This window comes from Frigidibacter sp. SD6-1, assembly GCF_030143255.1.
In the GTDB taxonomy this organism is placed as follows: domain Bacteria; phylum Pseudomonadota; class Alphaproteobacteria; order Rhodobacterales; family Rhodobacteraceae; genus TMP-24.
Window position 1 is genome coordinate 295,947 of the sequence record NZ_JARJNR010000002.1, and the last position, 19,181, is coordinate 315,127.

The 19,181-nt window shown below is 65.7% G+C and carries 19 protein-coding genes; 14 read left to right on the forward strand and 5 right to left on the reverse strand.

Going from position 1 to position 19,181, the window contains the following annotated elements; genetic code table 11:
- Nucleotides 1-3: 3 nt before the first annotated feature.
- The gene (locus P0645_RS05985; protein ID WP_284163667.1) at nt 4-789 is read right to left on the reverse strand and encodes an IclR family transcriptional regulator; all 786 of its coding nucleotides are present in this window, start codon (nt 787-789) and stop codon (nt 4-6) included.
- A 103-nt stretch (nt 790-892) separates the two neighbouring features.
- On the opposite strand from P0645_RS05985, the gene P0645_RS05990 reads away from it, so the two are divergent.
- The 9 genes from P0645_RS05990 to P0645_RS06030 all read left to right on the forward strand — a co-directional run bounded on the left by P0645_RS05990 (nt 893) and on the right by P0645_RS06030 (nt 10,760).
- Nucleotides 893-2,257 (forward strand): extracellular solute-binding protein, encoded by a 1,365-nt coding sequence (locus P0645_RS05990; protein ID WP_284163668.1) that lies wholly within the window; start codon nt 893-895, stop codon nt 2,255-2,257.
- A gap of 73 nt (nt 2,258-2,330) precedes the next feature.
- Complete coding sequence (locus P0645_RS05995) at nt 2,331-4,040, forward strand: IlvD/Edd family dehydratase (protein ID WP_284163669.1); 1,710 nt, start codon at nt 2,331-2,333, stop codon at nt 4,038-4,040.
- A 79-nt stretch (nt 4,041-4,119) separates the two neighbouring features.
- Nucleotides 4,120-4,890 (forward strand): SDR family NAD(P)-dependent oxidoreductase, encoded by a 771-nt coding sequence (locus tag P0645_RS06000; protein WP_284163670.1) that lies wholly within the window; start codon nt 4,120-4,122, stop codon nt 4,888-4,890.
- Nucleotides 4,887-5,810 carry a 2-dehydro-3-deoxygalactonokinase gene (locus P0645_RS06005; RefSeq protein WP_284163671.1) on the forward strand — a complete coding sequence of 308 codons (924 nt, stop codon included), beginning with the start codon at nt 4,887-4,889 and terminating at the stop codon, nt 5,808-5,810. The genes P0645_RS06000 and P0645_RS06005 overlap by 4 nt, the downstream gene beginning before the upstream one ends.
- Nucleotides 5,807-7,747, forward strand: a complete 1,941-nt coding sequence (locus P0645_RS06010) for a beta-galactosidase (protein WP_284163672.1) — start codon at nt 5,807-5,809, stop codon at nt 7,745-7,747. Before P0645_RS06005 ends, P0645_RS06010 begins: the two co-directional genes overlap by 4 nt.
- Nucleotides 7,748-7,940: 193 nt before the next feature.
- Nucleotides 7,941-8,318: a hypothetical protein gene (locus tag P0645_RS06015; RefSeq protein ID WP_284163673.1), complete on the forward strand. Its 378-nt coding sequence runs from the start codon at nt 7,941-7,943 to the stop codon at nt 8,316-8,318.
- Between the two features lie 31 nt (nt 8,319-8,349).
- Nucleotides 8,350-9,705: a DUF6638 family protein gene (locus tag P0645_RS06020; protein ID WP_284163674.1), complete on the forward strand. Its 1,356-nt coding sequence runs from the start codon at nt 8,350-8,352 to the stop codon at nt 9,703-9,705.
- Nucleotides 9,702-9,980: a hypothetical protein gene (locus P0645_RS06025; RefSeq protein ID WP_284163675.1), complete on the forward strand. Its 279-nt coding sequence runs from the start codon at nt 9,702-9,704 to the stop codon at nt 9,978-9,980. Before P0645_RS06020 ends, P0645_RS06025 begins: the two co-directional genes overlap by 4 nt.
- Nucleotides 9,981-9,989: 9 nt before the next feature.
- Nucleotides 9,990-10,760, forward strand: coding sequence for a DUF1523 family protein (locus tag P0645_RS06030; RefSeq protein ID WP_349775070.1), 771 nt, complete (start codon nt 9,990-9,992; stop codon nt 10,758-10,760).
- Nucleotides 10,761-10,807: 47 nt separating this feature from the next.
- Here P0645_RS06030 and P0645_RS06035 read toward each other — a convergent pair whose 3' ends face one another.
- Nucleotides 10,808-11,125 (reverse strand): hypothetical protein, encoded by a 318-nt coding sequence (locus P0645_RS06035; RefSeq protein WP_284163676.1) that lies wholly within the window; start codon nt 11,123-11,125, stop codon nt 10,808-10,810.
- Between the two features lie 251 nt (nt 11,126-11,376).
- Between P0645_RS06035 and deoC the strand changes: the two genes are divergently transcribed.
- Together deoC and P0645_RS06045 are read left to right on the forward strand one after the other, a co-directional pair.
- Entirely contained in the window at nt 11,377-12,351 is a 975-nt protein-coding gene (gene deoC / locus P0645_RS06040; RefSeq protein WP_284163677.1) for a deoxyribose-phosphate aldolase, read from the forward strand.
- Nucleotides 12,352-12,358: 7 nt separating this feature from the next.
- Complete coding sequence (locus P0645_RS06045; protein ID WP_284163678.1) at nt 12,359-14,713, forward strand: aldehyde dehydrogenase family protein; 2,355 nt, start codon at nt 12,359-12,361, stop codon at nt 14,711-14,713.
- Nucleotides 14,714-14,799: 86 nt separating this feature from the next.
- On the opposite strand, the gene P0645_RS06050 is transcribed toward P0645_RS06045, so the two are convergent.
- A complete protein-coding gene (locus P0645_RS06050; RefSeq protein ID WP_284163679.1) occupies nt 14,800-15,126 on the reverse strand; it encodes a TFIIB-type zinc ribbon-containing protein in 327 nt (108 codons plus the stop codon).
- 237 nt (nt 15,127-15,363) lie between these two features.
- On the opposite strand from P0645_RS06050, the gene P0645_RS06055 reads away from it, so the two are divergent.
- Entirely contained in the window at nt 15,364-16,569 is a 1,206-nt protein-coding gene (locus P0645_RS06055) for an aminopeptidase P family protein (RefSeq protein ID WP_284163680.1), read from the forward strand.
- 69 nt (nt 16,570-16,638) lie between these two features.
- On the opposite strand, the gene P0645_RS19335 is transcribed toward P0645_RS06055, so the two are convergent.
- A complete protein-coding gene (locus P0645_RS19335) occupies nt 16,639-16,776 on the reverse strand; it encodes a YhaZ family DNA alkylation repair protein (RefSeq protein WP_502854488.1) in 138 nt (45 codons plus the stop codon).
- A gap of 298 nt (nt 16,777-17,074) precedes the next feature.
- Here P0645_RS19335 and P0645_RS06060 point away from each other — a divergent pair, with 298 nt between their 5' ends.
- The gene (locus P0645_RS06060; RefSeq protein ID WP_284163681.1) at nt 17,075-17,863 is read left to right on the forward strand and encodes a L,D-transpeptidase; all 789 of its coding nucleotides are present in this window, start codon (nt 17,075-17,077) and stop codon (nt 17,861-17,863) included.
- A 6-nt stretch (nt 17,864-17,869) separates the two neighbouring features.
- Here P0645_RS06060 and P0645_RS06065 read toward each other — a convergent pair whose 3' ends face one another.
- Nucleotides 17,870-18,211, reverse strand: a complete 342-nt coding sequence (locus tag P0645_RS06065) for a cupin domain-containing protein (RefSeq protein WP_284163682.1) — start codon at nt 18,209-18,211, stop codon at nt 17,870-17,872.
- 134 nt (nt 18,212-18,345) lie between these two features.
- Here P0645_RS06065 and panB point away from each other — a divergent pair, with 134 nt between their 5' ends.
- Nucleotides 18,346-19,179, forward strand: a complete 834-nt coding sequence (gene panB, locus P0645_RS06070; protein WP_284163683.1) for a 3-methyl-2-oxobutanoate hydroxymethyltransferase — start codon at nt 18,346-18,348, stop codon at nt 19,177-19,179.
- The last annotated feature ends 2 nt before the right edge of the window (nt 19,180-19,181 follow it).

A 19,181-nucleotide genomic window follows, 5' to 3' on the forward strand; every position in this document is an offset into this window, starting at 1 on the left:
CCCCTAGTTGGTCTCTGGAAACTGCCAGGTTTCCGCCTCGGCGCCGACGGCTTCGGCACACTGCAGAAGCCGGGGTTTCAGCGCATTCAGTTCCTCAAGCGTGTGACGCGAGGTCGAGGTCGCGATGGACACCGCGCCGATGACCCGGCCAGACCGCGACCGGATCGGCGCCGCGATCGAGATGATGCCGCGCTCGTGCTCCTCCCGGTCGAAGGCGACACCTTCGGCGCGGATCACCTCAAGCTCGGCCATGAGCGACGCCGGCTCGGTATGGGTGGCGGGCGTATAGGGATGGAAGGATTGCTGCGGCATGACCTTGTCGCGGGCGGCATCCGGCAGGAAGGCGAGGATCGCCTTGCCCACGCCGGTGCAATAGGCGGGTGCTACCCGGCCCGCCTGGGCCAGCGTTTCGAACATGTCGGTCGACTTGCGCTTGTCGACGAACAGGATATGGCCGCTGTCGATCTGCGCCAGATGAATGGCCTCTCCCACCTCCGCCGCCAGCGCGTCGAGATGCGGGCGGGCGAGCGGCGCGAGCGAACTGTGCGCCCAGGCATTGTGGGCAAGGCGCACGAGCCGGACGCCAAGCGCATAGGCGCCGCTGTCGGCATCCTGAGTGAGCATGCCCTGATTCACCAGCGTCTGCAGCAGGCGGTAGAGCGTGGCCTTGGGATAGCGCGAAATCGCCAGAAGCTCGGAAAAGCGTACCGACCCGCCCTGATCGGCAACCATTTCAAGCACGTCAAGCGCCTTGCCCACCGTTCCGTCGGCATGACCCTCGCTGCCCATGCGACCACCTCTGCGACTCAGTTGACAGGATAGAGGATAGCGAACATAGTTTTCAATATTCAAGACTTAGTTTCACTTAATGGAACAAAGTCGGGAGGATACAATGGTCCATTACGCAAGGGGCGCGCTCGCCCTGACGGCGGCTTTGCTGATGACGACAGCAGCCGTTGCCCAGGACAAGCGCGTGGTGAAGTACAATGCCGACCACGATCAGGCGCCGCTTGCGGCGATGGAACGGGTGATCGCCGATCTCGAGGCCGCGAACCCCGACATCGACATCCAGCTGAACAATTTCGACCATGAAGGCTACAAGACCGCGATCCGGAACTTTCTGACCGCGGATGCCCCCGACCTTGCCAACTGGTATGCGGGCAACCGCATGGCGCCCTTCGTCAATTCCGGTCAGTTCATGGATGTCTCGGATGTCTGGGAAGCGAACGGGTTGAAGGATTCGTTTGGCTCGGCGCTCGCCTCGATGACCATCGATGGCAAGCAATGGGGCGTGTCCTATATGCGGGCACTTTGCCCCGACGCGATCCTTCTCCAATATGTCAACCCGATGGCAATCGACACCTGGTCCATCGCCGCGCGTTACCGGGATATCCGGCAGGTTGGCCTCTGCCATTCCGTGCAAGGCACTGCCCATGAACTGGCCCGCGATCTCGGGATCGACCCTGAAACGCTCGTCTATCGGGCGGGCGGCATCAATCATATGGCCTTCTACACGGAGTTCGGCCAGCGTCAGCCTGACGGCTCCATCCGCGACCTCTACCCCGCGCTGCGCGAGGGCTACCGCGCGGGCCGCATGCCGCTCGAAAGCAGCTGGAACCCGCGCTGCCCCAACCTCGTGCGCTACGAGGTGATGATGCATCTGGGGTATTTCGTCACCGAAAGCTCCGAACATTTCGCCGAATATGTGCCCTGGTTCATCAAGTCCCGGCGCCCCGACCTGATCGAACGCTTCCGCATCCCCCTGGACGAATATCCCAAACGCTGCGAGGAACAACTCGTCAGCTGGAAGGCGCAGGCCGCGAGCTATCGCACGGCCGAGCGGATCGAGGTGAACCAAAGCCACGAATATGTCGCGACGATCATGAATGCGGTCACGACCGGCACGCCATCGGTGATCTACGGAAATGTGGCGAACCACGGTCTTATCCCGCAGCTTCCCACGGGCTCTGCCGTCGAGGTGCCGTGCCTCGTCGATGCGAACGGCATCCAGCCGACGCCCGTCACCGACCTCGCCCCGCAACTGACCGCGCTGATGCGCACCAATGTGAACGTACAGGAGCTTACCGTCGCCGCCCTTCTGACCGAGAACCGCGACCATATCCATCATGCCGCCATGCTTGACCCCCACACGGCGGCCGAGCTTGACCTCGGACAGATCCGCGCGCTGGTCGACGATCTGATCGCCGCGCACGGCGAGTGGCTGCCGACCTGGGCACGCGGGGCAAAAGCCGCATGAGACTTGCCCTTTCATCTTGGTCCAAATACCTCCGCCGGAGGCTCCCGAACCCTCCGCTATTCCCGAAGGCAACATGACAAAGAACCGCCGCAACCGCGCCTGGTATGGCAAGCTCGACAAGGATGGGTTCATCCACAGAAGCTGGATGAAGAACCAGGGTTTCCCCGACCATGTCTTCGACGGCCGCCCGGTGATCGGCATCTGCAATACCTGGTCCGAACTCACGCCCTGCAATTCGGGGCTCCGCGACCTCGCCGAAGGCGTGAAGCGCGGCGTGTGGGAGGCGGGCGGTTTCCCGGTCGAGTTTCCGGTCATGTCGCTCGGCGAGACGCAGATGAAGCCGACCGCGATGCTTTTCCGCAATCTTCTGGCGATGGATGTCGAGGAATCGATCCGCGCCTACGGGATGGACGGCGTCGTGCTTCTGGGCGGTTGCGACAAGACCACGCCGGGACAACTGATGGGCGCGGCCTCGGTCGATCTGCCCGCCATCGTCGTCTCCTCCGGTCCGATGCTGAACGGCAAATGGCAGGGCAAGGATATCGGCTCGGGCACGGACGTCTGGAAATTCTCCGAAGCCGTCCGAGCGGGCGAGATGACCTTGAAGGATTTCATGGCGGCGGAAAGCGGCATGAGCCGCTCGAAAGGCGTCTGCATGACGATGGGCACGGCCTCCACCATGGCAAGCCTTGTCGAGGCGATGGGGATGAGCCTGCCCACGAACGCCGCCCTTCCCGCCGTCGATGCCCGCCGCATGGCGCTGGCGCATCTGACAGGCAGGCGCATCGTCGAGATGGTGGAGGAGGACCTGCGCCCGTCGAAAGTCATGACCCGCGCCGCGCTCGAAAATGCGATCCTCGCCAATGCGGCGGTCGGTGGTTCCACCAATGCGGTCGTCCATCTGCTGGCCATCGCGGGTCGCGTTGGCGTGGACCTGACGCTCAAGGATTTCGAGATCGGGTCGGACATCCCCCTCCTCGTCAACTGCATGCCCTCGGGCAAATATCTGATGGAGGATTTCTGTTACGCGGGCGGGATGCCGGTGGTGCTGAAGGCACTCTCCGCGCACCTGCGCAAGGCCATGACGGTGATGGGCAAGGACATCTCTGCCTATGCCGAAGGCGCCGAATGCTGGAACCGCGACGTGATCCGCCCCTTCGCCGATCCGGTGAAGCCTGCCGCCGGCATCCGGGTCCTGAAAGGCAACCTCGCGCCGGACGGCGCCATCGTGAAACCGTCCGCCGCCACACCCGCGCTTCTGGAGCATGAAGGCGTGGCGCATGTCTTTGAGAGCATCGAGGACATGAAGACCAATATCGACCGCGAGGATCTGCCTGTGACGGCAGAGACGATCCTCGTCCTGAAAGGCTGCGGGCCGAAGGGCTATCCGGGCATGCCGGAAGTGGGCAACATGCCTATTCCGCGCGCGCTGGTGAAACAGGGCGTGCGCGACATGATCCGCATTTCCGACGGCCGCATGTCCGGCACCGCCTTCGGCACGGTGATCCTGCATGTCTCGCCCGAGGCGCAGGTGGGCGGCACGCTGGCGCTCGTGAAGACCGGCGACCGGATCAGGGTGTCGGCCAAGGCCGGTGTGCTGGAGCTTCTGGTCAGCGACGCGGAGCTTGCCGCCCGCCGCACCGCCTGGGTGCCCGAGGAAAGCCCCTATACGCGGGGCTATGCGAAACTGTACATCGACCATGTCCTTCAAGCCGACCGGGGCGCCGACCTCGATTTTCTCGTCGGCAAGGATACAAGGCCGGTGACGCGGGAGAGCCATTGATGCTTCGGGCCGGACAAAATTCTTCGAAGAATTTTGCCAAGAGTTTTGCAAAACTCTTGGCGACAGACGGAGCCGAGCGATGACCCTTTCAGCGTGCTTTCCCGACCTTGAAGGCGCCTCGGTCTTCATCACCGGCGGCGGGTCGGGCATCGGCGCCAGCCTGACCGAAGGGTTCCTCAGGCAGGGCGCGAAGGTCGCGTTCGTACAGCGCTCGGATTCGGCCGCCTTCTGCGACGAGATGGAGGCGGCGACCGGCAACCGGCCGCTCTTCATCCGCTGCGACATCACCGACACCGGGGCGCTCAAGGCCGCCGTCGATCAGGCAGCGGAGGCGCATGGGCCGGTGCGGGTGCTGGTGAACAATGCGGCGAACGACAAGCGCCATGACGTGATGGAAGTCGACGAGGCGTTCTGGGGCTGGTCGATGGCCATCAATCTCAAGGCCTATTTCTTTGCCATTCAGGCGGTCGTGCCCGGCATGAAGGCACTGGGCGGCGGGTCGATCATCAACTTTTCCTCGATCAGCTACATGATGGGAAATGCGGGCTACACGCTCTACACCACCGCGAATTCCGGCATCAACGGCATGACCCGCAGCCTCGCGCGCGAATTCGGCCCCGACCGGATCAGGGTCAACGCGCTCGCCCCCGGCTGGGTGCTGACGCAAAAGCAGAAGGACCTGTGGGTGACACCCGAGGGCCTGGCGAAACATCTCGACCGCCAGTGCCTGAAGGATACGCTCGGGCCCGAGGATGTGGTGGGCGGCACGCTGTTCCTCGCCTCCGACATATCGAAGATGATGACCGGGCAGGCGCTGGTGATCGACGGCGGCGTAGTGGTGACAGGATGAGCGGCCCGGTCGAACGCGCCGCATGGGTCGCCATCGACTGGGGCACCAGCAACCTGCGGCTCTGGCGCATGGGTGCGACGGGCGAGGTCCTGGGCGAGGCGCGATCGGGCCTCGGCATGGGGGTGCTGAAGCCCGGGGAATTCGAGCCGGTCCTGTGTGACCTGATCGCGAACGACCTGCCGGAAAGCGGCCGCCTGACAGTCATCGCCTGCGGCATGGTGGGGGCGCGGCAGGGCTGGCAAGAGGCGCGCTATGTCGCGGTTCCCGCCCCGCCACCCGGCATCACGCAGGCGCTGAAGGTCGAAACCCGCGACCCGAGGCTTTCGGTCCATATCCTGCCGGGCATGAGTCAGGCCGCACCTGCCGACGTGATGCGCGGCGAGGAAACCCAGATCGCCGGGTTCCTGTCGGCGGAGCCCGGTTTCGACGGCGTCCTCTGCCTGCCCGGCACCCATTGCAAATGGGCCCATATCAGCGCGGGCGAGGTGGTGAGTTTCCGCACCTTCATGACCGGCGAGATCTTCGCGCTTCTGTCGGGCCACTCCGTGCTGCGCCATTCGGTGGCCGCCTCGGGCTTCGACGCCGAGACATTCGCCGCCGCGGTCAGCCATGTCATGTCGCGCCCGCAGGCGCTGGCGGGCGACCTCTTCTCGATCCGGGCCGAGACCCTTCTCGACGGGCTGGGTGCGGTGCAGGCGCGCTCGCGCCTCTCCGGCCTTCTGATCGGGGCGGAGCTTGCCGCCGCGCGGCCCTACTGGCTGGGGCAGGAGATCGTCATCCTCGGCGAGGGCGGGCTTGCCGCCGCCTACCGGACGGCGCTTGAGGCGCAGGGGGCGGATGCCCGCAGGGTCGATGCCGCCCGGCTGACGCTCGCGGGCCTCACCGCCGCCTGGCGGGCACTTGCCGGGGCGGTGGAATGACCGCCCGGCGCCGGACGCTCGGCGTCTGCTACTACCCCGAACATTGGCCCGAGGCGCTCTGGGCCGAGGATGCGCGGCGGATGGCCGACGCCGGTCTGACCTGGGTCCGGATCGGCGAGTTCGCCTGGGGGCGGATCGAGCCGGAACCGGGGCGGTTTGACTGGGGCTGGCTCGACCGGGCGATCGGGACATTGGGGCGCGAAGGCCTCAAGGTCGTGCTTGGCACGCCGACCGCAACGCCGCCGAAATGGGTGCTGGACCGCCATCCGGACATGCTGGCGGTCGATGCGGAAAGCCGCCCGCGCAAGTTCGGCTCGCGGCGGCATTATTGCTTCAGCCACGAGGGTTACTTGCAGGAATGCCGCCGGATCGTGACCGAGATCGCGCGGCGCTATGGCCGGAACCCGCATGTGGCGGCCTGGCAGACCGACAATGAATATGGCTGCCACGATACGGTCCTGTCCTATTCGGTTGCCGCGCGCCGAGCCTTCCGCGACTGGCTTCGCGCCCGCTTTCCGGCGAAAGGCGGAAATGGCGGCGACATCGGCGCGCTGAACCGGGCCTGGGGCAATGTCTTCTGGTCGATGGATTATGCCGATTTCGACGATATCGACCTGCCGAACCTGACGGTGACCGAACCGAACCCGGCCCACAGCCTCGCCTTCCGGGCCTTTTCCTCCGATCAGGTCGCGCGCTTCAACCGCGCGCAGGTCGAGATCATCCGCGCCTATTCCGACGCGCCGATCGCCCACAATTACATGGGCCGGGTGACCGAATTTGACCATTTCAAGGTCGGTGCGGACCTCGATATCGCGTCTTGGGACAGCTATCCACTTGGCTTCCTCGAAGACCGGGTGGGCGCGAGCGCGGAGGATCAGCGCCATTTCGCCCGGCAGGGCGACCCGGATTTCCAGGCGTTCCACCACGATCTGTACCGCGCGGTCGGGCGCGGCCGGTGGTGGGTGATGGAGCAGCAGCCCGGGCCGGTGAACTGGGCGCCCTACAACCCCGCGCCCCTGCCCGGTATGGTCCGCCTCTGGACATGGGAGGCGTTTGCCCATGGCGCCGAGGCGGTGTGCTATTTCCGCTGGCGGCAGGCGCCCTTCGCGCAGGAACAGATGCATGCGGGCCTTATGCGCCCCGACAGCGCCGAAGCACCGGGGCTGGCAGAGGCGCGGACGGTGGCGGCGGAACTGGCCGATGCCCCAGAGGTCGCACCGGCCCCGGCGCCGGTCGCGCTGATCTTCGATTATGCGGCAGACTGGGCCTGGGCGGTGCAACCGCACGGGCGGGGACTGAGTTACTTCGATCTGGTCTTCGCCCACTACCGGGCGCTGCGGCGGGCGGGACTGTCGGTGGATATCCTGCCGCCCGACGGACGGGATTGCGACGGCTATCGCGCGATCTTCGCGCCGGGCATGATGCACATGCCCGAGCCAGTGAAAGAGGCGCTGGCGTCATGCGGCGCCGAGGTGGTCATCGGCCCGCGCAGCGGCGCGCGCGACGGGCATTTCTCGATCCCGGTGCCGCTGCCGCCCGCCTTTCCCGGCCTCGACGTCACGGTCGCGCGGGTCGAAAGCCTCAGGCCCGACATGCCGCTGCCCGTCGCGGGCGGCGGCGCTGTCACCGGCTACCGTGAGGCGCTCGACACGACATGCGAGGCTTTTCTGCGGCTTGAGGACGGCCAGGCCGTCGCGGTACGCGCCGGGCGGATCAGCTATGTCGGCGGCTGGGGCGACGCGGCGATGCTGGACCGGCTGGTCGCCGCGATTGCCGGGCGCGCGGGTCTCGACACCCTTCGTCTGCCGAAGGGCGTCCGGGTCCGCGACAGCGGGCGGGAGCGGTTCTGGTTCAACCACAATCCCCATCCCGTCGAGTGCGCCGCGGGCATGATACCCGCAGCCGGAGTCATCCGTCTGCGCACGGACGCCGACTAGTCCTGTCCTGCCCACCTGCCAGAGGTGGCGACAAGGTCCGCCTCCTGCCCTGTCGCGCCGCACAGGGTGCGTGAAACCCGCCACTCATGCCGGCAGAGCAGCCCGGGAAGATCAACGCAGGCTGTACACGGCGCTTGCGGAATGCGAAAGATGGCCCCAGGGGCCGCGGAAATCGAGGGGCGGCAGGGGTTAGATGGACGTTCCAATCGGATTCTCGAATACGATTCTGCCGCTCTTCATTCTTTGCGCGGCGGCGATTTCCCTGCCGCGGCTGATCGTGCCAAAGGAAACCCGGTCCCAGCGGATGGTCGTCTCGGGTGTCCTGCTGTCGGCCTTTCTTGTCCAGTCCTTGTCCACCGCCCTCACGGGCTATCTCTTCGCCCAGACCGGCGCCAATGTCGGCGGGGCCTTGTCGGACGCGCCGGGCGAGACCATGTTCTACCTGATAAGGAACTCCTTCCTGCCTATGGTCGCATGGGGCCCGCTGATGATCGTTTCCTGGCTTTCGCTCTCCCGCCGGACAGAAAGGCTGCGCGGGCAGGATCTGGCGCGGGAACGGCTGAGGGAATGACGGGCCACGGGCGTCCGGAGACGAGGCAGCAATGAGACGGCTGATCGAAAAGGGGCTGATGTTCGGCAATCTGGTCGCCGTGGATTCGCCCGCGCTGGTTGAGCGCTACAACCGCGCGCTGGAGCGGCTGACCGGCAAGCGGACGGCTCTTTCGGATTTCCATATCGACCTGTCGGGCTACAGCCCGGAAGTGGGCGACGAGCTGGGCGACCACCTTTACCTCAACCCCAACGGCATGAACCGCCAGTTCATCCTTCTGACCACCGAACAGAAGGAAGCACCGCTGCTGAACGCCAAGTTCTCGACCTCGCGCGGCATTCTCGTGCGCTACATCGCGGAAAACGAAGAGCAGCTTTTCTCGCTCACCGCCCGCGACGCCGTGGCGGGCGAGTTGGAAAATACGATCTTCAAGCTTTCCACGCCCGGACAATTGCTCGACCTGCGGCAGGTGACGGTCAGGGCCGACACTGCCGGACAGGCGGTGAAGGGGGCCAAGAAGATGCAGGGCCTGATCCACCGGTTCCGGACCGAATATGACGCCTGGTACGACGATGCGCTGATCGGCGAGATGATCGATCTGGCCAAATCGACCGGCGACATCACCCGCAACCCGATCCGGCTGAGCGAGAAGGCCTACGATCAGGGCAATTTCTGGACCGCGCATTTCGGCGGGATCTATCTTTTCCCGAAGGTCGACTTTCCCGCCGCCATCTCCGTCGGCCCGAAGGAAGGGCTGGGCCGGATGCCGATCGCCTATACGTTCGACCTTGGCGACCGCAATCAGGTCGCGAAATTCCTCGACCTCAACGATCTTGCCGAACCGGTCGTCCATGCCCGGGGCGCCGATGCCGCCGCGATCCTGCGGCAGAAGATGGATTTCATCCTCGTCGATTTCGCCGCGCGCGCGGGGATCGACCATGGCGCGGGCACGCGGGCGGAACTGCGGCTGATCGCGAATACGCTCGCCGCGCAGCTGCCCGAGGAGTTTCACGGGCTGGCCGCCATGCTTCGCTGGGCCGAGGCGGGCGGCACATGGCCGCGCATCACCTCCGACCATCCGTCCTATTTCTACACGCTGCGCGCCAAGGCCGGACCCGACCGCGATCTGGTCAACATGCTTCTGGCCGAGCTTTCGCCCCTCGACATCCGCCAGACCTTCATCTGCCACAAGGAGCTGTTCTACCGGCTTTATTCCGGCTGGTCCGAGGCCAAGCAGGATTATGTGGCGACCTTCCTTGCCGCGGAATATCAGATGGACAGGGTCGGCACGCGCGAGGCCCTGTTCGGGCCTGAACCCGACATGGGCGACCATCTGCCCGATCTTGTCGCCCGCGTCGGTCCCTGGGGCGCCGTGCGCGCCAAACCTGCCCGAAAGGACAGACGATGATCGCCATCCTCCGCCTTCTGGTCTTTGCCTTCATCGGGCTGTCGGTCTTCTACCTGCTGCTCGGCGCCTACTGGCGATCGCTGCGCCGCGAGGCGCTGGAAAAGCAGTGGGACGCGGCCCCGCCCGAGGGCGAGGGCGAGAGCGAACGCGCGGCCTTCATCGCGAAGGGCATGGAGGCCTACGAGCACGGGCTGAAGAAGAAACTTCTCTGGCTCGTATACATCATCCCGATGGCGCTGATCGTGGTCATCGCCTATGTGCAGAACTATCAATAGGGGGCGCCGATGTCTGGCTATCTGGTCTGGGGGCTGATCCTTCTTCTGGTGATCGGGGGGGCGCTCTTTCTGCGCTACCGCTATCCCGAGGGCAGCACCGGGCGGCGGCGGATGAAATGGTCCTTCTGGGGCCTGGTGTTCCTGATCGTCGGCCTCTTCCTCAATTACACACTGCCAAGCCATGACGTGGTGCGGATCACCAATACCTACAATCGACTGACGACGGTTTCATGGGAAAACGCCTGGGCCTATGCCTCGCCCGACACCGGCACCGGCGAGGGGGCAGAGACGCGCGACATCCGCTTCATCGAGGCGGTGCATGACGACGACAGCGTGGTCGTGTTCCGCAACGAGGATACCGGCTGGGTCTGGCCGCCCTATTTCAAGTACGACAGTTCGAACCTCCATGCCGAGGCCTCGAACCTGAGGTCCGACAAGGCCGCGCCGCAATGGGTGATGGTCACCTATTACGGCTGGCGCCTGCCGATCCTGTCGATCTATCCGAACGCGGTGAAGGTCCGCGCCGTGGACAGCCCGGATGCGACGGTCCTGCCGTGGGTGAATATCCTCATCCTTTCCGCGCTTGCGCTTCTCGTGCTGATGTTGCGGCGGATGTGGCTTCAGTTCCGCGAGCGGACCATCGATCCCGTAGTGGAAGATGCGGGCGATTTCCTTGAAGGGATCGACGCGCAGGCCGATGCCGCCCGGGCGCAGGCGCGCGGCATGGTGGGGCGCTTCAAGGCCTGGCTAAACACCTGGCGGGCAAAGCCGAAGGGTTGAGCGGCCGCACGAGGAGGCTGCGTCAGCAGCAACGACGAGAGCGCGGATCAAAGATCGCGGAAATAGGGATCGACCGCCCAGTAGGTCTCCAGATCGGCGGCACGTCCCCGCGGCAGGCCGAGCGCCTCCATCGCATAGAGATCGGCGCCAAGGAGCGCCGCGAGCCGCCAGGCCTGCGCCGCATCGTCGCGGGCGGGGCTGCCGGGGCCGAACGTGGCCTCGATATCCGCCGCCGCCGTCGCCAGCGTGAAGATCAGCTCCGAGGGCCGCGCCTCCGGCCAGGCGTGCACCATGTCACGAACGACCGAGCGCCAGCCATCTGGCGCCTCGAGCAACTTCTCGATGGCAAAATGAACTTTTTCCACGCCGGCAGCCCCACCTGCTGCCTCGATATAAGCAGAAATCCCCTCCCGCGGCTACTTTGCGTCAAATTTGATCTGATTCTGGCGTCAGAAGACACCCTCCGTGCCAATTGTTGGCAGTTGCATCTCAAACGCAGACCAAATCCTGACCAACTGGTCAAATTTCGCGGTTGATCGGATCGCGAGCTTTGGCTAATGTCGGGGGCAGTTTCCACCCGTTTGATCCGGCCACGCGCGCCGCCCCGAGGTCCTCCATGTCCCTGAGCGCGAAAGAAACCCCTGCCAATTTCCCCCGAAACCCGGGCGTGCCCCTGCAGACCGACTGGTTCGACGCGATTGCCGTCAACACATCGGCCGCCGAACGGCGTGCCGCCACTCTGACCACGCGGCGGACCGTGAAGAAGGATTTCCAGGCCGCCTGGCTCGTCAATGCCATCCGCTGCATCGACCTCACGACACTGTCCGGCGACGACACGCCCGACCGTGTCGCGCGGCTTTGCGCGAAGGCCCGGCGGCCGCTTTCCGACGAGATCATGCGCGGCCTCGGCCTCGACCATCTCACCACTGGCGCGGTCTGCGTCTACCCCTCGATGGTCCCCGCCGCCGTGAAGGCGCTGAAGGGCACCTCGATCCCCGTCGCCTCGGTCGCCACCGGCTTTCCGGCAGGTCTCACCCCCCTCCCCCTCCGCCTGGCCGAGATCAGGTACGCGGTCGAGGAAGGCGCCGAGGAAATCGACATCGTCATCCACCGCGCGCAGGTCCTGAACGGCGACTGGCAGGCGCTCTATGACGAGGTCGCGGCCATGCGCGAGGCCTGCGGCGCCGCGCATATGAAGGCGATCCTTGCCACCGGCGAACTCAGGACGCTGCGCAATGTCTACAAGGCCTCGATGGTCGCGATGCAGGCCGGGTCGGATTTCATCAAGACATCGACCGGGAAAGAGGGCGTGAACGCCACGCTTCCCGTCTCGCTCATCATGGTGCGGGCGCTGCGCGACTACGGACGCCTGACCCGCCACAAGATCGGCTTCAAGCCTGCGGGCGGCATGAAATCCGCCAAGGACGCGATCGCCTGGCAGATCCTGATGAAGGAAGAACTGGGCAACGACTGGCTGCAGCCCGACCTCTTCCGCCTTGGCGCCTCCTCGATGCTCGCCGATATCGAACGTCAGCTCGAACATCATCTGACCGGCCGCTATGCGGCCGCCCACCGCAACGCGATTGCCTGAGGGTCCCATGTCCAAAGTCACGGAAATCCTCGCCACCATGGATTACGGCCCCGCCCCCGAAGCGAACGGCGAAGTGGTCAAATGGCTGAAGGCGCGCGGCAGCTTCGGCCATCTGATCGGTGGCGCCTTCACCACGCCTGCCAAGACCTTCGCGGTTCAGAACCCGGCAACGGGCGAGGTTCTGGCCCATGTCTCGCAAGGCTCCGCCTCTGACGTCGAGGCCGCCGTCAAGGCCGCCCATGCCGCCCTTCCCGGCTGGTCGCGGCTGTCGGGCCACGACCGCGCCAGATGGCTCTACGCGCTGGCCCGCGCGGTGCAGAAACGCGAACGCTTCCTCGCGGTCCTCGAAACCATGGACAATGGCAAGCCGATCCGCGAAACCCGCGACATCGATGTGCCGCTCGTCGCCCGCCACTTCTACCACCATGCCGGCTGGGCCGAGATGCTGGAAGACGAATTCCCGGGAATGGGCCCGGTCGGCGTCTGCGGCCAGATCATCCCCTGGAATTTCCCGCTCCTCATGCTCGCCTGGAAGATCGCGCCCGCGCTCGCCGCCGGCAACACCGTCGTCCTGAAACCCGCCGAATACACGCCCCTCACCGCCCTCGCCTTCGCCGAGATCTGCGTGGAAATCGGCCTGCCCAAGGGCGTCGTGAACATCATCACCGGCGACGGCGAAACCGGCGCGGCGCTGGTCGCCGCTGAGGTCGACAAGATCGCCTTCACCGGCTCGACCGAGGTCGGCCGCGCGATCCGGCGCGCGACGGCCGGAACGGACAAGAAGCTGACGCTGGAACTTGGCGGCAAGTCGCCCTTCGTGGTCTTTTCCGACGCCGACATCGACGGCGCGGTCGAGGGCGTGGTGGATGCGATCTGGTTCAACCAGGGTCAGGTCTGCTGCGCCGGATCGCGTATTCTGGTGCAGGAGGTCATCGCCGAAGATTTCACCCGCCGCCTCAAGGCACGCCTCGCGAAACTCCGCGTCGGCGATCCATTGGACAAGTCCACCGACATGGGCGCGCTCGTCGATCCGGTCCAGCTGAACCGCGTCTCCTCGCTCGTCCGCGAGGGCGAGGCCCAAGGCGCCACGCTCCATCAGGCGCCGTGCGTCCTGCCCTCGAAAGGCTCCTTCTTCGCGCCGGGCTTCTTCACCAATGTCGCCCCCGCCAACGTCATCAGCGAAGTGGAAATCTTCGGCCCCGTCGCCACCCTCACCACCTTCCGCACCCCTGACGAGGCGGTCGAGCTGGCCAACAACACCCGCTACGGACTTGCGGCCTCGGTCTGGTCGGAAAACATCAACCTCGCGCTTGACGTGGCCGCCCAGGTCAAGGCCGGCGTCGTCTGGATCAACGGCACCAACATCTTCGACGCCGCCGCCGGTTTCGGTGGCTACCGCGAAAGCGGCTTCGGCCGCGAGGGCGGGCGCGAAGGCATGCTCTCCTACCTCGCCGACGCGCCGGTCAAGGCAAAGGCCGAGGCCGCGCCCATCACCCCCGACACCGCGCCCCACCCCGAGGCGTCGGGCCGCGCCGACGGCATCGACCGCACCGCGAAACTCTATATCGGCGGCGCGCAGAAGCGCCCCGATTCAGGCTATTCCTATGCCGTGATGGCGAAGGGCCGCACCATCGGCCTCGCGGGCCTCGGCAACCGCAAGGACATAAGGAACGCGGTCGAGGCCGCACATGGTGCCAAGGGCTGGGGCAAGGCCACCGGCCACAACCGCGCGCAGGTCCTCTACTACCTCGCCGAAAACCTTTCCCAGCGCGCCGCCGAATTCACCGAACGGCTGAAATCGGCGGGCACCCCCAAGGCCGCGGAAGAGGTCGAAACCGCCATCCGCCGCGCCTTCTGGTATGCCGCGCAAGCCGACAAGTTCGACGGCGCGGTACATTCGACGAAATCCGCCCATGTGACGCTCGCGATGAACGAACCCTATGGCGTGATGGGCGTGGCCTGCCCGACCGACGCGCCGCTTCTGGGCTTCCTCAGCCTCGTCCTGCCCGCCATCGCCATGGGCAACCGGGTCATCGCCCTGCCCTCGCAGAACATGCCGCTCGCCGCGACCGACCTCTATCAGGTCCTGGAAACCTCTGACCTGCCGGGAGGCGTGGTGAACATCGTCACCGGCGCGCGCGACGAACTGGCCAAGACCCTTGCAGGTCACGACGATGTGGCCGCCCTCTGGTATTGCGGCTCGCCCGACGGCGCCCGCATGATCGAGGCGGAGAGTGCCGGCAACCTGAAGGTCACCTGGACCCCCGAAAACCGCGACTGGCTCTCGCCCGCCGGTCAGGGCAAGGCCTTCCTGACCCGCGCGACGCAGGTCAAGAACATCTGGGTGCCCTACGGCGAATAGGGCCGCTCATCCGCCCTGTCAGGCGTCTTCGCTGCATCCGACATCGATGAGCCCACGAAAGGGCGCGAAGAGCGGCCCGGCGGACTTCAGAAATCGAAGAGATCGCTCAGGAAACTTTCACGCTTCTTCGGCTTTCGACGGCGATAATCGTCGTCATCCTCATCATCGTCGCGACGGCGCGGTCGCTCGCGCCGTTCCTGCGCGAAGGCCGGTGCTGCGGCCTGCGGCTCCGGCAGGGGAACGGCGGCCTGCGCCCGGTTGCCCATCAGCGGATCGGCGCCCGTCGCCCGGTCGATGATCTTGTCGAGCTCCCCCCGGTCCAGCCACACGCCCCGGCAGGTCGGGCAATAGTCGATCTCGACCCCGTTGCGGTCGGCCATCACCAAAGTCTCATTGTCGACAGGGCAGCGCATGTCCGTTCCTTTCCTTGTTCCCGATCGAGATAGGGTGCCCGTCGCCCATCGCAAGTTCTCCCTTGCCAGAAGCCGCGCTCTCAGCCATTTTCCGCGCGAGCCGTGACGATGGCGTCGTCACAGGGGTTGCCCCACAGGCCACCCCGACGCTTGCGGGCCAAAGCCCCGCGACTGTCCTGTACGCCGGGACCTTTCGGGGTCTCGGTCACGCACAGACCCCATTCACAGAGGTCTGAAATGACGGAACGCCCACAGCAATACCGATTCCACCAGGGGGACCGCGTCCTTCCCTTCGCCGCATCCGAATATGACGCCCGCCTTGCCGGACTGCGGCAGATCATGGCCGACCAGGGGGTCGAGGCCGCGATCTTCACCTCGATGCACAATATCGCCTACTATTCCGGCTTCCTCTACTGCTCGTTCGGGCGGCCCTACGGCCTTGTCGTCACCCCGACCCAATCGGTGACGATCAGCGCCGGCATCGACGCGGGCCAGCCCTGGCGGCGCTGCCATGGCGACAACATCACCTACACCGACTGGCAGCGCGACAATTACTGGCGCGCGATCCTCTCGGTCACCGGGCCGGGCCGGGTGATCGGCTATGAGGGCGACCACCTGACGCTCCTGCAAAGCCAGAAGCTCGACGCGTTCCTCTCGCCGAAGGCGAAGGTCGACATCGCGCCCGCGACGATGAAAAGCCGGATGATGAAATCGAAGGCCGAGATCGAGCTGATCATCCACGGCGCGAACGTCGCCGATGTGGGCGGCTTCGCCATTCGCGAGGCGGTGAAGGAAGGCGCGCGCGAGATCGACGTGGCCATGGCCGGCCGCGATGCGATGGAACTGGAAATCGCGCGTCGCTTCCCCGACGCCGAGTACCGCGACACCTGGGTCTGGTTCCAGTCCGGCATCAACACCGACGGCGCCCACAACCCGGTCACCGCCCGCAAGCTCCAGCGCGGCGACATCCTCAGCCTCAACACCTTCCCGATGATCTCGGGCTATTATACCGCGCTCGAACGCACGATGTTCGTGGGCGAGTGCGATGCGGCAAGCCGCCGGATCTGGGACATCAACGTCGCCGCCCACGAATATGGCATCAGCCTTTTGAAACCCGGCGCCTCCTGCGCCGAGGTGACGCAGAAGCTGAACACCTTCTTCGAGGAACATCAGGTCCTGCAATACCGCACCTTCGGCTACGGCCATTCCTTCGGGGTCCTCAGCCACTATTACGGCCGCGAGGCGGGACTGGAACTGCGCGAGGATATCGACACGGTGCTGGAACCCGGCATGGTCATCTCGATGGAACCGATGCTGACGATCCCCGACGGCCAGCCCGGCGCGGGCGGCTACCGCGAGCATGACATCCTCGTCATCACCGAGGACGGCAATATCGACATCACCAAATATCCCTACGGGCCGGATTTCAACATCGTCGGCTGACAGGGTGGGGAGGCTCTGCCTCCCCACACCCCTCCGGGATATTTGCAAACGGAAGAAGCAGGGCCGCCCTCAGGACATGAGGTCGAAGGCCACGGCCCTTGTGTCCAGTCCGTTGATCCGGAAGGACAGGAGCTGCTCGCCCGGATAGTGGCGCCGGGTCGTCATCTCGCGGAACGGGTGGCTGAATCGCAGCCGCCCGCGAGGCAAGCGTCACCGCCATCTCCAGCCGCTCGCCCATCGCGACCCTGGCGGTGGCCAGTTCCGGCACCGGCTCGGCGATCTCGGGCGGCCCGCGGGCCAAGGCCGGACATATGGCGGGCAAGGTGCCCGGCCATCGCGCGGACGAGGTCTGGCGAGAAGAAGGTCTAGCAAGGTTCCCTCTCCGGATCGAACCACAAGTTGCAGTCGGGAAACAGTGGCCGGGTCATCACAGGGTGAACGGCTTTCGCTTGCGGCAGAAACTTTGCTAGGTATGTCCGGGACAGACCTCTCGCGCGGACGGAACATGCCAGTCACGACCCCAGCGCCCTCACGGCGCACCTTCATCGCCCTGGCCGGATCGGCCGCCCTGTCGGCTTGCGGGCCAAAGCCGCCAGCGGCGGACGATCCGGTGACGCGCTATGGCTTCACCCCGGTCGAAGGCTACGGCCCGCTGGACGACAACGGCTATCACCTGCCGCCGATCCCGCCGAACTATCTGGAATGGCCGAACCGGCGGCAGCTGGTCTTCTACGAAGGCGAACGCCCGGCGGGAACGATCGAGATCGACCCCCACGCCAAGTTCCTCTACTGGATCATCGGCGACGGCACCGCCTGGCGCTATCCGATCGCGGTCGGCCGCGCGGGCCTGACGCTCCGGGGCCAGACCACGATCCGCCGCAAGGAGGTCTGGCCGGGCTGGCAACCCACCGCCAACATGCTGCGCACCCAGCCCGAGGTCTATGGCCCCTTCGCGCGCGGCGTTCCGGGCGGCCTTGCAAGCCCCCTCGGCGCGCGGGCGCTTTATCTCTACCGGGGCGGCAAGGACAGCCATTACCGCATCCACGGCACCAACGATCTGGATTCGATCGGCAATTCGGGGTCTGCGGGCTGCATCCGGCTTTTCAACCACGACATCATCGACCTCTTCGACCGGATCGACATCCCGACCGAGGTCAACATCCGTACGCTCGAGGACAGCCAGCGCCTTCTTGGCCCGGCCAACACGCCGCGCGGGGTCGAGCTGCCGCCGAAGATCATCTCGCCCGAGACGATCTACGGCGCCACAAATGTCGCGACTGACCCCGGAACCTGACACGTTTCAGGTAAGGATCACATAATCCTTCCGTGTGCTCTCGATCACTTCCCATGTCCCGCGAAACCCCGGGCGGATCAGGAAACTGTCGCCCGGGGCTACCTCGAACGCTTCGCCGCCATCTTCGGTGATCACCGACCGGCCCGAGAGGATCCGGCAATATTCCCATTCGTCATAGCTGATCCGCCACTTGCCCGGCGTCGATTCCCAGATGCCTGCATAAAGCCCGTCCCGTTCCTCGGCGTTCCAGGTCGTATGGACCGGATCGCCCTTCAGCACCTTTTCGGGCGCGGGGCGCGTGGTTTCCGGGTCGGCGGCGGCAGGCGTGAGGCGCAGAAAGGCGGACATGGCAGGCTCCTTTTCGTTTGCCTTGGCCTAACGCGGCGCGGGCCGCCGGGCAAGCCGCAGCGGCAGGCAAGGAAGTGCTGGAAACCATGCTGCGGCGCAGCTAGATTACCTGCAGCAACCTCGGGGGGACGAAGATGAGCGCAACCGGCGTCGAGAAACGCATCACCCCCCCGGACATCCGCGCCCGCAAGGGGGCCGAGCCGATCGTGATGCTGACGGCCTATACCTGGCCCATCGCCCGCATCGTCGATCAGCATTGCGACATCGCGCTCGTGGGCGATTCTGTGGGCATGGTCGTGCATGGCCTGCCCTCGACCCTGCCGGTGACGCTCGAGATGATGATCCTGCACGGGCAGGCGGTGGCGCGCGGGCTGACCCGCGCCATGTTGGTCATCGACCTGCCCTTCGGCAGTTACGAGGAAAGCCGGGAACTGGCCTTCCGGTCGGCTGCACGCGTGATCCGCGAAACGGGTGCGGCGGCGGTGAAGCTCGAGGGCGGCGCGCATATGGCGGACACGATCCGTTTCCTGACCGAGCGCGGCGTGCCGGTCATGGGCCATGTCGGGCTGTTGCCGCAGGCCGTGAACACCGTCGGCGGCTACAAGGTGCAGGGCCGTGGTGCCGATGGCGACCGGGTGCTGGCGGACGCCCGCGCGGTTGCGGATGCAGGCGCCTTCGCCATCGTCCTTGAAAAGATCCCCGCCTCGCTTGCCGAGGAAATCACCGCCGCGGTCCCAGTGCCCACGATCGGCATCGGCGCCTCGGCCGCCTGCGACGGCCAGGTCCTGGTCACAGACGACATGCTTGGCCTCTTCACCAGCTTCCGGCCGAAATTCGTCAAGCGCTTTGCCGATCTCGGGCCTGCGGCGGACGAGGCAATCAAGGCCTATGCGGCCGAGGTCAGGGCGCGGACCTATCCGGCGGCCGAACATCTCTTCGCCGACGAAGCGCCAGGGAAGAAGGGCTGAGC

What these genes read in the sequence shown, in the direction of transcription:
- P0645_RS05985 (WP_284163667.1), bottom strand. Translation starts at nt 789, where the DNA reads ATGGGCAGCGAGGGTCATGCCGACGGAACGGTGGGCAAGGCGCTTGAC.
- P0645_RS05990 (WP_284163668.1), top strand. Translation starts at nt 893, where the DNA reads ATGGTCCATTACGCAAGGGGCGCGCTCGCCCTGACGGCGGCTTTGCTG.
- P0645_RS05995 (WP_284163669.1), top strand. Translation starts at nt 2,331, where the DNA reads ATGACAAAGAACCGCCGCAACCGCGCCTGGTATGGCAAGCTCGACAAG.
- P0645_RS06000 (WP_284163670.1), top strand. Translation starts at nt 4,120, where the DNA reads ATGACCCTTTCAGCGTGCTTTCCCGACCTTGAAGGCGCCTCGGTCTTC.
- P0645_RS06005 (WP_284163671.1), top strand. Translation starts at nt 4,887, where the DNA reads ATGAGCGGCCCGGTCGAACGCGCCGCATGGGTCGCCATCGACTGGGGC.
- P0645_RS06010 (WP_284163672.1), top strand. Translation starts at nt 5,807, where the DNA reads ATGACCGCCCGGCGCCGGACGCTCGGCGTCTGCTACTACCCCGAACAT.
- P0645_RS06015 (WP_284163673.1), top strand. Translation starts at nt 7,941, where the DNA reads ATGGACGTTCCAATCGGATTCTCGAATACGATTCTGCCGCTCTTCATT.
- P0645_RS06020 (WP_284163674.1), top strand. Translation starts at nt 8,350, where the DNA reads ATGAGACGGCTGATCGAAAAGGGGCTGATGTTCGGCAATCTGGTCGCC.
- P0645_RS06025 (WP_284163675.1), top strand. Translation starts at nt 9,702, where the DNA reads ATGATCGCCATCCTCCGCCTTCTGGTCTTTGCCTTCATCGGGCTGTCG.
- P0645_RS06030 (WP_349775070.1), top strand. Translation starts at nt 9,990, where the DNA reads ATGTCTGGCTATCTGGTCTGGGGGCTGATCCTTCTTCTGGTGATCGGG.
- deoC (WP_284163677.1), top strand. Translation starts at nt 11,377, where the DNA reads ATGTCCCTGAGCGCGAAAGAAACCCCTGCCAATTTCCCCCGAAACCCG.
- P0645_RS06045 (WP_284163678.1), top strand. Translation starts at nt 12,359, where the DNA reads ATGTCCAAAGTCACGGAAATCCTCGCCACCATGGATTACGGCCCCGCC.
- P0645_RS06050 (WP_284163679.1), bottom strand. Translation starts at nt 15,126, where the DNA reads ATGCGCTGCCCTGTCGACAATGAGACTTTGGTGATGGCCGACCGCAAC.
- P0645_RS06055 (WP_284163680.1), top strand. Translation starts at nt 15,364, where the DNA reads ATGACGGAACGCCCACAGCAATACCGATTCCACCAGGGGGACCGCGTC.
- P0645_RS06060 (WP_284163681.1), top strand. Translation starts at nt 17,075, where the DNA reads ATGCCAGTCACGACCCCAGCGCCCTCACGGCGCACCTTCATCGCCCTG.
- P0645_RS06065 (WP_284163682.1), bottom strand. Translation starts at nt 18,211, where the DNA reads ATGTCCGCCTTTCTGCGCCTCACGCCTGCCGCCGCCGACCCGGAAACC.
- panB (WP_284163683.1), top strand. Translation starts at nt 18,346, where the DNA reads ATGAGCGCAACCGGCGTCGAGAAACGCATCACCCCCCCGGACATCCGC.